The following is a 13,874-nucleotide window of genomic DNA, read 5'->3' on the forward strand; positions in this document are numbered from 1 at the left end:
ATTTAAATCAGCGGGTGAATGACAACGGAATCCCTCCCGACAGCGGCCGAAGCCAGGCATCTCACCAAGGTGCTCCGTCATTGCGGCCTGCTCGGCCCGGCGCGCGTTGGCGGCGTCACGGTGGCGAACGCATTCGTCAAACAGCGTTCTCACACGCGCCGGCTACGGCTGAGCTATGAAGGTGACGCCGGCAACGCTCCGGAGTTCCTGATCCTCAAGATGGGACATCTCGATAGCGCCGGCCGTTCAGCTTATACGAATCAGCGCGAGGTTGCGTTCTATCGTGACATTGCGCCATCACTGCCGGTTGGCGTCGTGCCACGCTGCCTTGAGGTCGTCGAGAGCACTGACACCACCGCTTGGCACCTGCTGCTCGAAGACCTTTCGGATTCGCATTTCTTCGGCACCGAGCATCCGTTGCCGCCTTCCAGGCGGCAATGCGAGAGCATCATGGTGGCGTGGGCGAAATTCCACGCCGCGTGGTGGGACGATCCGCATCTCGGTGCCGTTGTCGGGAGTTGGCCCGCCGCGGATTGGGAGCAGTATCTGCACACTTTTGTGCGCGAGTTCGCGGGTTTCAACAATCGGTATGAGCAGGTCATGTCTCCCGAACGGCGAGCGCTCTACGAACGGTTGCTCGACCAGGGACCCCGACTACTCACGCGCCTTCATGCCCGCCGCAATCTCACGCTCGTTCACGGCGATGCGCACTGGTGGAACTGCTTCCTGCCGCGCGATGGCGGTGGCGATGTCCGACTGATCGATTGGGAAGGCTGGAGCATCAACACGGCTACGACCGACATCGTCTATATGATGGCAATGCTGTGGTATCCCGACCTTCGGCGTCAATTGGAGCGGCCACTACTCGACCTCTATCATGCTACGCTTATCGCGCAGGGCGTGCGCGGATACGATCGCCAGGCACTGGACGACGATTATCGGCTTTCGGTGCTGTGGCTGATCTTGCGGCCCGTCGGCCAAGCCGCATTCAACATCCCGCCACGGGTCTGGTGGCCCAACCTCGAGCGAATTTTTCTGGCGCTCGACGATCTCAACTGCCGCGATCTCGTCGCCGGACGATAGCGCCACTCGGCGACGACCGGACTAGCGAACCTAAACCCAACAAGGAGTCCCGGATGCCCAGCTATCGACTGCATTATTTCCCGGAGTCGGGAAACAGCTATAAGCTCGCGCTGATGCTCACTCTGTGCGGGCAGAGCTTCGAGCCAGTCTGGACCGATTTCGGCGGCGGTATCACGCGCACGCCGGAATGGCGGCGCGACTTCAACGAGATGGGCGAAATTCCCGTGCTCGAGGTCGACGGCGAACGCCTTACGCAGACCGCGCCGATCCTGCTCAAGCTCACAAGGCAATTTGGCCGGTTCGGCGGCGAGACCGAGCAGGAACAGTTCGAACTGCTGCGCTGGTTGTTCTGGGACAACCACAAGCTCACCGGCTACATGGCGACCTACCGCTATTACCGCACCTTCACGCCATCTCCGGACGAGCATGTGCTAAAGCATTTTCGCAGGCGCCTCGACGATTTCCTGTCGATCCTCGAACAGCACATGCAGAAGAATGCATTCGCGATCGGCGAGCGGCCGACGGTGGCGGACATTTCCATGATGGCATATTTGCATTATCCCGCAGACGAGACGGGGTATGATCTCGCGACGAGCCATCCCGCAATCAACGCCTGGATCGGGCGGATGGCGCAATTGCCGGGCTGGAAATCGGCCTATGACCTTCTGCCCGGCAAGCGCCTGACGCACTACGCCAAGTAATAGCGCGTCAAGTGACCTTGCGTATCGCTACCGGCTTTTGACGAAGCACATGCCGAAGCGCGACGTCTTGCCAGTGGCCTGACAGGTCAGGCCCTCGGCGCAGGTCCAGTCGCGAAAACTTCCGTCATTGTTGGCGGCTGGCTTGCCCTGCACGTAGCAATGCGCGCCCCAGCCGTCGTAATAGTTGGTGCCGGCAAGTTCGGTGCTGCCGCGCAACTGCGGGCGGCCGGCAAATCCGCGCGAGTAATCCGGCGGCTTGCCGTCGCGCAGGCTTGCGAGAATATCGCGGCGGCGGACCTGATCACCGAAGAAATGCGGCGACGCCGGCACGACGGTCGAGTTCGACGGGCTGTCCGCCATCCAATCGACGCCCGGGAAGTGAAAGCCGCCGATGCCGCGCGTCTGGTGGCAGCCGGAACAGGTGACGTCGTTGAGCCTCCGTTCGAACCCGGCAAGCGAACGGATATTCTGCAGCTTCGCGCCGCCTTCCGCGGCCTTCCTCAGCGCCGCCACCACGTCAGCCTCGGTGAACACGGCACCCTCACCTTGCAGCAATCCGAACTCCGGCTCCAAGTCCGATGGATCGAACCCGACCGGCGTTGGCGCAATCGCGCCGGAGGCCAGGAATTTTTCCGGGATCAGCACGGTGCCGCGATCGAACGCGACGAGATTGACGGGATCGAGCAGCCATGACCTAAATTCGCGCTTGAAGCCGTCATCCGCCAGAAGGCGCATGCGGTCGATCTGGTTTTCCATCGGTGCTTCCGTGAACACGCGCGCCTCGCGATCGTAACGAAACACCTTCAACAGATAGTCCGTACGGAAGTCGCGAACCGACGATTTCGGCGCGTGCGCGATCTGGAGATTGGTCTCGATGCGGTCGACATTCTGATAGTCGATCAGGTCAAGCGGGCCATCGCTCGCCGACGCGCCGAGCCAGCGCCTGGCAATTTCGGAACACGCAATCGCCGAACCCTCGGCTCTCGCCTTCAGCACGAGATTCAGCGTCATCGGCAGCCGCGGCGGCGAAGCATTGTCGCCAGCCGCTTTGTTCATCCGCGTCAGGCGGTAGATCAGGCGGATCTCGCCGCAGCTTGCTTCCGCGGCGTAAGTGCGGTCCATGCGGTTGACGACACCGGCCAGCACGAACCGCGTCTCCGCCGAATAAAGCAGCGCGCGATCGAACAGTTGGAAATCAAAGCCCTCGCCGACGCCGATCGTCTCCTTTGGCAGGCTCGCATGATGCCGCGCCACGTAGCGATCGAACTCGCCATCGATCGCCTGCCGCACCGGCGCCATCGACGGCAAGGCGAACAATTCGCTGTTCGCAAGCGGGATCTCCGCCGACCTTTCCGGCACCAGCATGCGGTCGAGGCGAAATTTCCCGCCACCGAGTTCGCGCAGCGTCGCGGGATCGGTGATGGCGGTACCGCGCTCGAGCGCCGCATCTTGTGCCGCACACGCCGGCAAAGCACCACACAACAGAGCAAACAAGATGGCGAGAAATCGTGGCGCGCGGCTCATGTCCCAGCTAACACCGCGCAACGAAGTCTATTCAAGAAAAAAGGCGCTTCACATGGCCGTGAAGCGCCTTGCTTTTCGTTTGTCGTCCAGTCAGCGCGCGACGATCAGGCCCTTGCTGGTCACAACCACCCAGCGGCCATCCTGCTTGCGAATGGCGTCCACCCGGCCGAGGCCGGGCACGGGATCGCCGGCATAGACCTCATACATGCCGCGACGGCTCTCGATCAATGCGCTGCCATTGGCGACGTCGCGCAACACCCAGCCTTCAACAGTGGGCAGCCGGGCGAGTTCGGGTTTCGGCGGAGGCGCAGGAGTGGGTGCTGCTGCAGCCTGCTGCGGTACCGTGCCCGTCACTTCCTTTGCAGGAGCCGGCGCGGCCGCAGCGGTCGTCGCAGACGCCTGGGCGGCGCGGAGCTTCTCGACGGTGTCGCTGAGCTTGGCGAGTTTGGCGACCGGCTCGGCCTGCGCCTTCTCGACCTTGTCGAGGCGGTCGCTGGCTTTGTTGAGTTGGCCTGTTGTCGTCTTGGAAGTATGCTCCAGGCTGGCTTTCAGCGCGACGATCTCGGCATCGAGTCGCGCCACCGAGGCTTCGAGCGCGCTATCCTTTGCCGAAGCCTGTGCCGAATCTCCGGCCATCAGCTTTCCAACGCCTGTGGTCGCCAGCGCGCCACCGAGCGCCCCTGCCACCGTTGCCAGCGCCACGACGGCAGCCATGGCGCCGATCCTTCGCTTGCCGGACGATCCTTCCGCCGGCGCAGCCTTTGCATCGGCCCCAACGCGGTCGCCGGGCGACATGATCGTCACGTTGCCGGGGAGGCGCGGCGCCTCCGGTTTTACTTCGTCGATCTTGGGAGCTTCGTCCTTCGCCGCAACCTTTGGCTCTTCCATCCTGACGGCGTCCACCTTCGGCGCGTCTGGCTTGGGGGTGGTCTCTTCCTGCTCGGGCGCCAGTCTCACGGGCTCGACCTCAGCCGCGGCGGTTACCGGCTCGCTGGGCGCCGCCTTGTCCGGCGCGGCTGGCCCGGCACCAAGGGATCCAGTTTCATCGCTGGTGGGCTGGGGTTGCTGATCGCTCACGTTGGATTCTCCAGAATTGATTGACCATTTGGTAACTTTTATAGCTTGCCAAATCGTTACCGGCCCAGACCTTACCGAAATTTTAGGAACTCATCCGGACCGGTCTTGGCCGGTACGCGGCCATTCCCGGTTCCGGGTCCCCTAAAGCTGCCCTGCGGCATCGTTGCGGGGCCCGTTTGCGCCGGTCTGTTTCCCGACTAACATGGACAAACCGACCAGCCAGAAAGGCAGGGGCCACCATGACCATCGAGAAATGCATCAACGAGTTTGATGTAGATGACGTCATTTTTGAGGAAGGCTCGACCGGGCGGGAACTGTTTGTCGTGCTCGACGGCAAGGTCGAGATCGCCAAGATGAACGGCGCCAGCAAGACGGTGATCGTCACGCTCGGCAAGGGCGAGTTCTTCGGCGAGATGGCGGTCATCGACGGCTCGTCCCGTTCGGCAACGGCCATTGCGGCCGCCCCTAACACCCGCGTGATGCGGATCAATCACGCCCGATTCGTGTACCTGGTGAGCCAGCAGCCTGCCTTTGCGCTGATGATCATGGATGCGCTCAGCAAGCGCCTACGGGCGTCCAACACGGTGGCTTTCAGAGCCGCGGGCGGTTCATGAGCGAGCGCAGACCAAGCCCGTTCAAAACGCTGCTCGACAGCGACGTCTGCACGCTGATCCAGGCCGCCGAGGATGTTTATCAGGTACGATTCAAGAACCGCGCGGCGAACGCCTATCTGGTGCGCGGCAGCTCGCGCACCATCCTGATCGATGTCGGATTATCCTCGAACTACCCGCATCTCCTGACGTCTCTCAACCATATCGGGGTGAAGCCCGACGATATCGACATGGTGGTGCTGAGCCACGAGCATCTCGACCACATCGGCGCGGCCTATCATTTCCATGGCCGCGCCTTCATCGCCGCGCACAGGCTCGCCGCCAACAAGATCATGCTGCGCGACGACTTCTCGATGCTGCGCAAGATGTTTAACGAGCCGAACGTGCCGATCAATATCGATCTCTGGCTCGAAGAAGGCAATCTGATCGATCTCGGCAATTTCCGCCTCACCGTGATGTACACGCCCGGTCACACCTCGGCCTGCATCACGCTGTTCGACCCGGACAAGGGACTGTTATTCGCCTCCGATACGCTAATGCCCGGCGGCGTCATGGGCGGCGTGTTCGGCTCCGGCAGCATTGCCGACTATATTCAGTCGCTGGAGCGGCTGAAGGGCCTGAACTCAAAGATCCTGCTGTCGGGCCATGGGCGGCTGTCCGACACGCCGCAAGAGGACGTGCGGATTGCGATCCAGCGCTCGCACGGATTGTTGTCGGACACCGCGCAATTGTTCGACGCGCTGGATGCGCGGGCGAATTTCGAGCCGATCATGCAATCGGTGCGCGACCTCAACAAGCTCGACGACAGCTAGGCAAGAAAAAGGCCGGCGGGCGTTACGCCGCCGACCTTGTCTTGCAACTGCCGGCTCGCGGGTCCGGTTCCGTTGCTTTGCATTCCCGCTTGCTACGTCTACCTTGCTCTGTAACACCCAGTGCCGGCTGATGCCATTGCATGCAGGTATGGCCAAACCGTCCCGAGGTAGGTTCACACTATGGAAACGGATTGAGCCGACTATCCATTGGTTTAGGGTGGTGGTGCAAGTTACAGCACCACCGGCGCATCCGGCAGCTCATTCGACCCGCCGGTACCCTTGGGAAAATGCGTCGCGAGTTGGCGCGACACTGCCTCGACGCCCTTGATCACGCCGCGTTCGAAATCCCCTGCCCTGAAATCAGTTTCCATGTCGCCGCAGATCTTCTCCCAGCCAGCCGCGCCGACCTTGGCGTTGATGCCGCGGTCGGCGACGATCTCGACGTCGCGATCTGCGAGCAGGAGATAGATCAGCACGCCATTGTTGTGCGCCGTGTCCCAGATGCGGAGCCGGGAGAAGACGTCCAATGCCCGCTCCCGCGCCGGCTGGTTGCGGAACAGGGGTGCGCCGTCGAGCGCGCCTTCGACGACGAAGCGGACCTGTCCGGAATGGGTGGCCTCGCCAGCCTTGATCGCCTGTTCGATCCGCGCCAGCGTCGCCGGCGGAAAGATGCGCCGGAGCCGCCAGCGGTGTTCGAGAAGGTGCCTGCCGATGCGCCTGATGCTCATGCTACCAGCTCCCCGATGCGCCGCCGCCGCCAAAGCTGCCACCGCCGCCGCTGAAACTGCCGCTGTCGCTCGAACTGCTGCTGCCACCGCCCCAGCTGCTGCCGCCGCTTGACCAGCTTCCTCCCGTGCCGCGTCGGCCGCCGGACGGCATCAGATCGATGAATGCCGCGATCAGGAAGGCGAGCACGCCGACGGCCAAAGCCGCCCCGATGTCGCCGACGAAGAGCCAGGCGAGAAATCCGACGAAGCCGCCGGCTGCGGCCGAGCCGACGAGACGGCCGAGCGCAGCCCGCAGCGCGCCGCCGACAATGAACACGAAACCGAGGATGAGCGGATTGAAGGGATCGATATTGCCGAGCAGGCCAGTATCTTGCCAGTGCGGCGGCTCCGGCTCCGGCAGCTTCTCGCCATTGACGACGCCGATCATCCTGACAACGCCGGCCGAAACGCCGCCGGCGAAATCGCCGCTCTTGAATTTCGGCGTGATGTCCTCGTCGATGATGCGCTTGGTGGTGGCGTCGGTCAGCGCGCCCTCAAGGCCGTAGCCGACCTCGATCCGCAAGCGGCGATCGTTCTTGGCGATCACGAGCAGCGCTCCGTCGTCGACCTTCTTGCGGCCGATTTTCCACGCCTCGGCAACGCGCAGCGCGAATGGCTCGATGGCCTCGCCGTCCGTCGTCGGTACGATCAGCACCGCGATCTGGCTGCCCTTTCGCGTCTCGAGATCCTTCAGCCGCTGCGTCAGTGACGCGACGTCGCCGGCAGCGAGCGTGCCAGTCTGATCGACGACGCGCCCGCTCAAGGGCGGCACCGCGACGAGCGCAACGGCTGAAGCAGCCCAGCACAGCAGCAGCGCAAGAACGGTGACTCTTGCAGCGTTCATCGCAGGGGCCATTTCAGCCGCTACTTGGCGGGCGCCGGCGTCGGGTTGAAGTCCACCTTCGGCGCCGTCGAGATCGCCTTCTCGTTCTCGACCGTGAAATTCGGCTTCTCCTTGTAGCCGAACGCCATCGCCGTCAGATTGTTCGGGAAGGTGCGGATGCCGACGTTATAGTCCTGCACCGCCTTGATGTAGCGGTTGCGCGCCACCGTGATGCGGTTTTCGGTGCCTTCGAGCTGCGCCATCAGGTCGCGAAACAGCGCATCGGATTTGAGCTGCGGGTAGTTTTCGGTCACGACCAACAGCCGCGACAGCGCGCTCGTGAGTTCGCCCTGGGCCTGCTGGAATTTCTGGAAGGCCGTGGGATCGTTCAACACTTCCGGCGTCGCCTGGACGCTGCCGACCTTGGCGCGAGCGTTGGTGACGCCGAGCAGCACGTCCTTTTCCTGCTGCGCAAAGCCTTTTACCGAATTGACGAGGTTGGGCACCAGATCGGCCCGGCGCTGATACTGGTTGACCACTTCCGACCAGCCCGATTTGACCTGCTCGTCATTGGTCTGGATCGCGTTGTAGCCGCAATTGGTCAGGCTCAGGCACGACAGCGCCGCCAGCACGGCCCAAAATCTGCGCATCGAAAATCTCCCGTTATTATTCCGGCTCACGGTATCAGAATGGTGACATCAGGTAAGCATCCAAAGCCGGGTCTCGTTCCATTTCGCAGCCAATGGCACTTGCGTATCATTTTCCGAAATAACAACATGGCCGAACAAGAATAAGGAAACGCGAGGGCGCCATGGAGTTCGAGACCATCGTCGTGGAGCGGCCGGAGCCGCGCATCGCGCGCATCGTGATGAACCGGCCCGAGGCGCGCAACGCGCAGAACCTGCAGATGACCTATGACCTCAACGCCGCCTTCGATCAGGCGGTGCAGGACGACGCGGTCAAGGTCATCGTTCTTGCCGGCAACGGTCCGCATTTTTCGTCCGGGCATGATTTGCGGCCCGGGCCTAAGAACACTGCCGGTGTAGATTTTCCGCCGGTCGGAAATTGGGGCGGGTTCGCCGAACCCAACGCCCATGGCCGCTTTGCACGCGAGCAGGAAATCTATCTGCAGATCACGCGGCGCTGGCGCAATCTCGCCAAACCGACGATTGCGGAAGTGCACGGCAAGTGCATCGCCGGTGGCCTGATGCTGGCCTGGGCCTGCGATCTCATTGTCGCAAGCAGTGATGCCGAGTTCTGCGATCCCGTCGTGACCATGGGCGTCTGCGGTGTCGAATGGTTCGTGCATCCCTGGGAGCTCGGCCCGCGCAAGGCCAAGGAATTGCTGTTCACGGCCGATGTCTGGAGCGCGGAGGAAGCGCACCGGCTCGGCATGGTCAATCACGTGGTGCCACGGGACGAGCTTTCCTCATTCGTGATGAAGCTTGCTGAAAGGATCGCAGCAAAACCCTCCTTCGCGCTGAAACTGACCAAGGAAGCCGTTAATCGTTCGGTCGACGTGATGGGACAGCCTGCAGCTATCGAACAGGCATTCGCGCTGCATCAGCTCTGCCACGCGCATAATCTGCAGGAATTCGGAATGATCGTGGATCCCGCGGGGCTCCATCCCTCCGTCCGGAAACCGGCATAGACCAGCTAAGAAAAAGGCAAAAGCAAATCCGATGGACCTCACCCTGAGCGACGAGCAGCGATTGCTGCGCGAAAGTGCCGACCGCTTCGTCAATGAGACCTACACCGCCGATCACCGCCGAAAAATCGCCAACGATCCGCTCGGCTTCAGCGCCGAAATCTGGAAACAGTTCGCCGATCTCGGCTGGCTCGCGTTGCCGATCCCCGAGGCGCATGGCGGACTAGGCGGCGGCGCGATCGAGATCGGAATCCTGATGGAGGCATTCGGACGCGGGCTCGTTTCTGAGCCTTACGTGTCCACAGTCGTAATCGGCGCATCGCTGATAGCGGAATGCGGCACGGAAGCGCAGAGGCAGTTATTGCTGCCGAAAATTGCCGACGGTTCGCTGTATCTGGCGTTCGCGCATTCGGAGCGTCAGGCGCGCTTCGATCTCGCCGACGTTCGAACCATGGCGAAAAAGACGCCCGACGGTTGGCGCCTCGACGGACAAAAGACCGCCGTGCTCGACGGCAGCGCCGCCGGACAGATCATCGTCTCGGCGCGCCTCGATGGCGGCAAGCTCGGTCTTTTCATGGTGCCGCGGGACGCTCCCGGCATTGACTCACGCGATTACCCGCGGCTCGGCGGGGGCCGGGCCTGCAACCTTGATCTCAACGGCGTGCAGCTTCCCGCCGATGCCCTGCTCGGCGACAGCAGCGATGTGCTGCCCGCAATCGAAACCGTGGTCGACCGCGCCATGGCTGCGCTCGGTGCCGAGGCCGTCGGCATCATGCAGACCCTGCTCGACCAGACACTGGAATACACCAAAATTCGAAAGCAGTTCGGCCGGCCACTGTCGGCCAATCAGGTGATCCGCCATCGCCTGGCCGACATGGCGATGCAGTGCGACGAAGCGCGTTCGATGGCGTTGCGCGCCGCGCTGATGGCCGACGCCGAGCCGGTGGCGCGCAGTCGCGCCGCTTCGGGCGCGAAAGCCAAGATCGGAAAATGCGCGCGCTTCGTCGCCGAGCAATCGGTGCAGCTTCATGGCGCCATGGGCGTCACTGAAGAGCTAGACATCGGCTCTTACTTCAAGCGCTTGCTCGCCTTCGACACGCTGTTCGGCGGCAGCGCCTATCACTACCGCCGCCACGCCGCCTTGGGCGGCCGTGCCGTTCAGGCTTGAAAGGGAACATACCCATGGATCTCACCTTCAATGCCGAAGAACGCGCCTTCGAGAGGGAGGTTCGCAACTTCATCGCGACAAACCTCACGCCGGAAATGAAGCGCGCCACCGCGCTGACGCCCTCGGTGTTCTCCGAACCCGACATCGGCATGGCCTGGCAGCGCGCGTTGCACAGGAAAGGCTGGGGGGCGCCGGGTTGGCCGGTGGACCATGGCGGACCGGACTGGACCCCGGCGCAGCGCTGGATTTTTGAGACCGAATGTGCGCGCGCCGGCGTGCCGAATGTGAACGTCATGGGCGTCAAGATGGTCGGCCCGGTCATCATCGGCTTCGGCTCGCCCGAACAGAAGAATTTTTATCTGCCGCGGATTCTCTCCGGTGAGGACTACTGGTGCCAGGGCTATTCCGAACCGGGCTCCGGCTCCGACCTTGCCTCGCTGAAAACCCGCGCCGTGCGCGACGGCGACGACTACGTCATCAACGGCACCAAGATCTGGACCACGCACGCCCATCACGCCAACCGGATGTTCGCGCTGGTGCGCACCAACGAGACCGAGCGGCAGCAGGACGGCATCTCCTTCATCCTGATCGACATGAAGACGCCGGGTATCACCACAAGGCCGATCCTGACCATCGGCGGCGACCATGAGGTCAACCAGGTGTTCTTTGACGACGTGCGCGTCCCCGTCGCCAACCGGGTCGGCGAGGAAGGCAAGGGCTGGACCTACGGCAAATATCTGCTCGAATTCGAGCGCGGCTCCGGCATCGCCTCGGCCAAGCTGCGCGACGCGCTGAAGACGATTTCCGATCTCGCCGAATCCGAAGCCACCGGCCGCGCCATCGACGATCCCGATATCGCGGTACGGATGTCGGAGATCGAGGTCGATATTGACGCGCTCGAGATGACGGAACTGCGCGTGCTCTCTGCGCTGCAGACCGGACAAAATCCCGGCGCAGTCTCATCGCTCTTAAAACTGCGCGTCAGCGAAATCCGCCAGGCAGTGACGCGGCTCGGCGTCGACGTGATCGGCAATGACGGGCTCTATGTCGAGCCGATGCGGCCGCTGTATCGGCTCAACGAGGCGCCGGGAATCCCCGAGGAATTGCTGCCGGTGGTGCCGGAGTATCTCAACGGCAGGGCGTATACGATCTTCGGCGGCTCGTCGGAGATCCAACGGGACATCGTCGCGAAGATGGTGCTGGGGCTGTGATTGCCGTCGTTCCGGGGCGATGCGAAGCATCGAACCTCAGGTGCGCAATTGCGCACCATAGTTCGTGCTAACACGCGCCCCGGAATGACGAACTGAAAGAGCGCGCCTCATATCCCCGCCGCCCTCGCATCCCTTATCGCCTGCCAGACCTTGGCGGGCGTCAGCGGGGTGTTGAGCTGCCTGATGCCGAGTTCGCTCAAGGCGTCCATCACGCCATTGGCGACGCAGGGCGGGCCGCCGATAGCGCCGGATTCGCCGCAGCCCTTGGCGCCGAGCGGATTGGTGCGGCAAGGCGCGGAGTCATCCAGCGTCACCGCGATCGGCGGGATGTCGTCGGCGCGCGGCACGCAGTAATCCTGATAGCTCGCGGTCAATAGCTGGCCTTCCTCGCTGTAGGCGACGCTCTCATAGAGCGCCTGCCCGATGCCTTGGGCAACGCCACCGTGGACCTGGCCGGTCACCAGCATCGGATTGACAGCGATGCCGACGTCGTCGACCGTGGTGTAGCGCACCACCTTGCTGACGCCAGTTTCGGGATCGATCTCGACCTCGCAGATATGCGTGCCGTTCGGCCAGCTCGGCCCGTCGACCTCGCCTTCGCTGTCGACGGAGAGCCGCGCGTCCTCTTCCTTCTTCGCGATCTCGAACAGGCTGATGCGCTTGTCGGTGCCGACCACCGTCAACCAGCCGTCGCGATACTCGATATCCTCGATGGACGTTTCCAGCACGTTAGAGGCCTTCTCGCGCGCCTTGCTGATCATGTCGTTGCTCGAAACCGCGACCGCCGTGCCGCCGACGAACAGTGAACGCGAACCGACGCTGCCGAAGCCGGTGGCGAGATCGGTATCGCCCTGCACGACGTCGATCTTGTCCATGGGAATGCCAAGGGTATCCGACACCATCTGGGTGTAAGTGGTCTGCAGGCCCTGCCCCATCGCCATGGTGCCGGAATGCAGGATGATGCGCCCTTCCGCGGTCGCGTGCAGGCTGACCTTTTCGGTATGCGCGCGCCCGCCGGTCCATTCGATATAGCTGGTCAGGCCGCGGCCGTAGAGCAGGCCCCTCTTCTTCGCCGCCTTCTTGCGCGCGGCAAATCCGTCCCAATCCGCAAGTTCCGAGGCGCGCGACAGCATGTGCGCGAAGGCACCGGAATCGTACACCTGTCCGACGGCGTTGGTGTAGGGCAGTTGCGCCGGCTTGATATAGTTCACTTTGCGGATGGTGCGCGGGTCCAGTCCGATCTGTCGCGCCGCGGCGTCCATCAGCCGCTCGACGATGAACACCGCTTCCGGCCGCCCCGCCCCGCGATAGGCGCCGACCGGCGCGGTGTGGGTCATCACCGATTTCACCTCAAAATGCACCAGCGGCAGATGGTAGACGCCGGTCTGCACGAAAGGCCCAAGCACCAGCGGAATGATATTCGCTGTCCCCGACGAGTACGCCCCGGTGCAGCCGATCGAGCGCACGCGATAGGCGAGCACGCGACCCTTGGCGTCGAGCGCGAATTCGCCGGTCGAGGTCAGATCGCGGCCATGGGTGCCGCCGACGAACTCGTCAGTGCGATCGCCGCGCCAGCGGATCTTCCGGTTCAGCCTGGTCGCGGCGTATGCCACGATGCCGTCTTCGGGATAGAGGCTGGTCTTCTGGCCGAAGCCGCCGCCGATATCGCCGACCAGCACGCGCACGCTGTCCTTCGGCCGCTTCAGAATGGATTCGGCGAGCAGGTCCCGGGTCGAGCCGGGGGTTTGCGATTGCACGTGCAGGATCAATCGGCCGGTCTTCTTCTCGATCTCGGCAATCGTCGAACGAGGTTCCATGGCGGAGGGGACCAACCGCTGGCTGACCAGGTCGAGCGAGACCGTGTGGGCGGCATTGGCGAAGGCTTCTTCGACCTTGCCCGCATCGCCGTAGCTCATGGCGGCCACGACATTGTCTGGCGCTTCCGGCCACACCACCGGTGCGCCCGGCTTGATCGCTTCGAGCGGGTCGACCACGGAGGGCAGCACCTCGTAATCGACCGAAATGGCTTCGGCCGCGGTCTGCGCCAGCACGCGCGATGTCGCCACCACGGCGGCCACCGCCTCGCCGGCATAGCGCACGATTTCATAGGCGAGCAGACGCCGCGGCGGCACTGTCATCGGCGAGCCGTCGGGCCGCTTGAAGATCGCAAGGGTCGGGATCGTACCGATGTCGTCCTTGATCAGGTCCGCGCCGGTGTAGACCGTTTCGACGCCCGGCATCCCGGCGGCCTCGGTCGTATCGATCGAAACGATTTTGGCATGAGCATGGGGTGAGCGCAGCACGTAGAGCCAGAGCGCGCCGTCTTCGGGCTTGTCGTCGATGAACTGTCCCTTCCCGGTGAGCAGTCTCTGGTCTTCCAAACGCTTGACCGGCTGGCCCGCACCGAAACGCATATTGCCGGGAAGAATGTTCATCAGTTCGTCCTTCG

Annotated in this window: 13 protein-coding genes; 7 read left to right on the top strand and 6 right to left on the bottom strand. The window is 63.1% G+C overall.

The features are described 5' to 3' along the window. Window positions 1–18: 18 nt before the first annotated feature. A complete protein-coding gene (locus HCN58_RS33785; RefSeq protein WP_171583666.1) occupies window positions 19–1,083 on the top strand; it encodes a protein kinase family protein in 1,065 nt (354 codons plus the stop codon). A 53-nt stretch (window positions 1,084–1,136) separates the two neighbouring features. After that, entirely contained in the window at window positions 1,137–1,784 is a 648-nt protein-coding gene (locus HCN58_RS33790; protein ID WP_171583667.1) for a glutathione S-transferase family protein, read from the top strand. A 27-nt stretch (window positions 1,785–1,811) separates the two neighbouring features. Here HCN58_RS33790 and HCN58_RS33795 read toward each other — a convergent pair whose 3' ends face one another. Then, a complete protein-coding gene (locus HCN58_RS33795; protein WP_171583668.1) occupies window positions 1,812–3,308 on the bottom strand; it encodes a hypothetical protein in 1,497 nt (498 codons plus the stop codon). A 90-nt stretch (window positions 3,309–3,398) separates the two neighbouring features. Then, window positions 3,399–4,385, bottom strand: a complete 987-nt coding sequence (locus HCN58_RS33800) for a hypothetical protein (RefSeq protein WP_171583669.1) — start codon at window positions 4,383–4,385, stop codon at window positions 3,399–3,401. A gap of 239 nt (window positions 4,386–4,624) precedes the next feature. On the opposite strand from HCN58_RS33800, the gene HCN58_RS33805 reads away from it, so the two are divergent. Further along, on the top strand, window positions 4,625–4,999 hold the full coding sequence (locus HCN58_RS33805; protein WP_171583670.1) for a Crp/Fnr family transcriptional regulator: 375 nt from the start codon (window positions 4,625–4,627) through the stop codon (window positions 4,997–4,999). Further along, window positions 4,996–5,808 (top strand): MBL fold metallo-hydrolase, encoded by an 813-nt coding sequence (locus tag HCN58_RS33810; protein ID WP_171583671.1) that lies wholly within the window; start codon window positions 4,996–4,998, stop codon window positions 5,806–5,808. The genes HCN58_RS33805 and HCN58_RS33810 overlap by 4 nt, the downstream gene beginning before the upstream one ends. 230 nt (window positions 5,809–6,038) lie before the next feature. Here the strand turns inward: HCN58_RS33810 and HCN58_RS33815 are convergent, their stop codons facing one another. Genes HCN58_RS33815 through HCN58_RS33825 form a run of 3 tightly spaced genes read right to left on the bottom strand, consistent with a single transcriptional unit; the run spans window position 6,039 to window position 8,048 of the window. Continuing rightward, window positions 6,039–6,536 carry a TPM domain-containing protein gene (locus HCN58_RS33815; RefSeq protein ID WP_171583672.1) on the bottom strand — a complete coding sequence of 166 codons (498 nt, stop codon included), beginning with the start codon at window positions 6,534–6,536 and terminating at the stop codon, window positions 6,039–6,041. A gap of 1 nt (window position 6,537) precedes the next feature. Beyond that, entirely contained in the window at window positions 6,538–7,419 is an 882-nt protein-coding gene (locus HCN58_RS33820) for a TPM domain-containing protein (RefSeq protein WP_171583673.1), read from the bottom strand. A gap of 20 nt (window positions 7,420–7,439) precedes the next feature. Next, complete coding sequence (locus HCN58_RS33825; RefSeq protein ID WP_171583674.1) at window positions 7,440–8,048, bottom strand: LemA family protein; 609 nt, start codon at window positions 8,046–8,048, stop codon at window positions 7,440–7,442. Between the two features lie 161 nt (window positions 8,049–8,209). Here HCN58_RS33825 and HCN58_RS33830 point away from each other — a divergent pair, with 161 nt between their 5' ends. From HCN58_RS33830 to HCN58_RS33840, 3 genes are read left to right on the top strand one after another with little or no spacing between them, the layout of a single operon-like run. Continuing rightward, window positions 8,210–9,049, top strand: a complete 840-nt coding sequence (locus HCN58_RS33830) for an enoyl-CoA hydratase (protein ID WP_171583675.1) — start codon at window positions 8,210–8,212, stop codon at window positions 9,047–9,049. Window positions 9,050–9,080: 31 nt separating this feature from the next. Beyond that, window positions 9,081–10,214 (top strand): acyl-CoA dehydrogenase family protein, encoded by a 1,134-nt coding sequence (locus HCN58_RS33835; RefSeq protein ID WP_171583676.1) that lies wholly within the window; start codon window positions 9,081–9,083, stop codon window positions 10,212–10,214. Between the two features lie 14 nt (window positions 10,215–10,228). After that, the gene (locus HCN58_RS33840; protein WP_171583677.1) at window positions 10,229–11,425 is read left to right on the top strand and encodes an acyl-CoA dehydrogenase family protein; all 1,197 of its coding nucleotides are present in this window, start codon (window positions 10,229–10,231) and stop codon (window positions 11,423–11,425) included. Between the two features lie 107 nt (window positions 11,426–11,532). On the opposite strand, the gene HCN58_RS33845 is transcribed toward HCN58_RS33840, so the two are convergent. Further along, entirely contained in the window at window positions 11,533–13,860 is a 2,328-nt protein-coding gene (locus HCN58_RS33845) for a xanthine dehydrogenase family protein molybdopterin-binding subunit (protein WP_171583678.1), read from the bottom strand. Window positions 13,861–13,874: the final 14 nt, after the last annotated feature.

The sequence above is a fragment of the Bradyrhizobium australiense genome (assembly GCF_013114825.1).
Classification (GTDB): Bacteria; Pseudomonadota; Alphaproteobacteria; order Rhizobiales; family Xanthobacteraceae; genus Bradyrhizobium; species Bradyrhizobium australiense.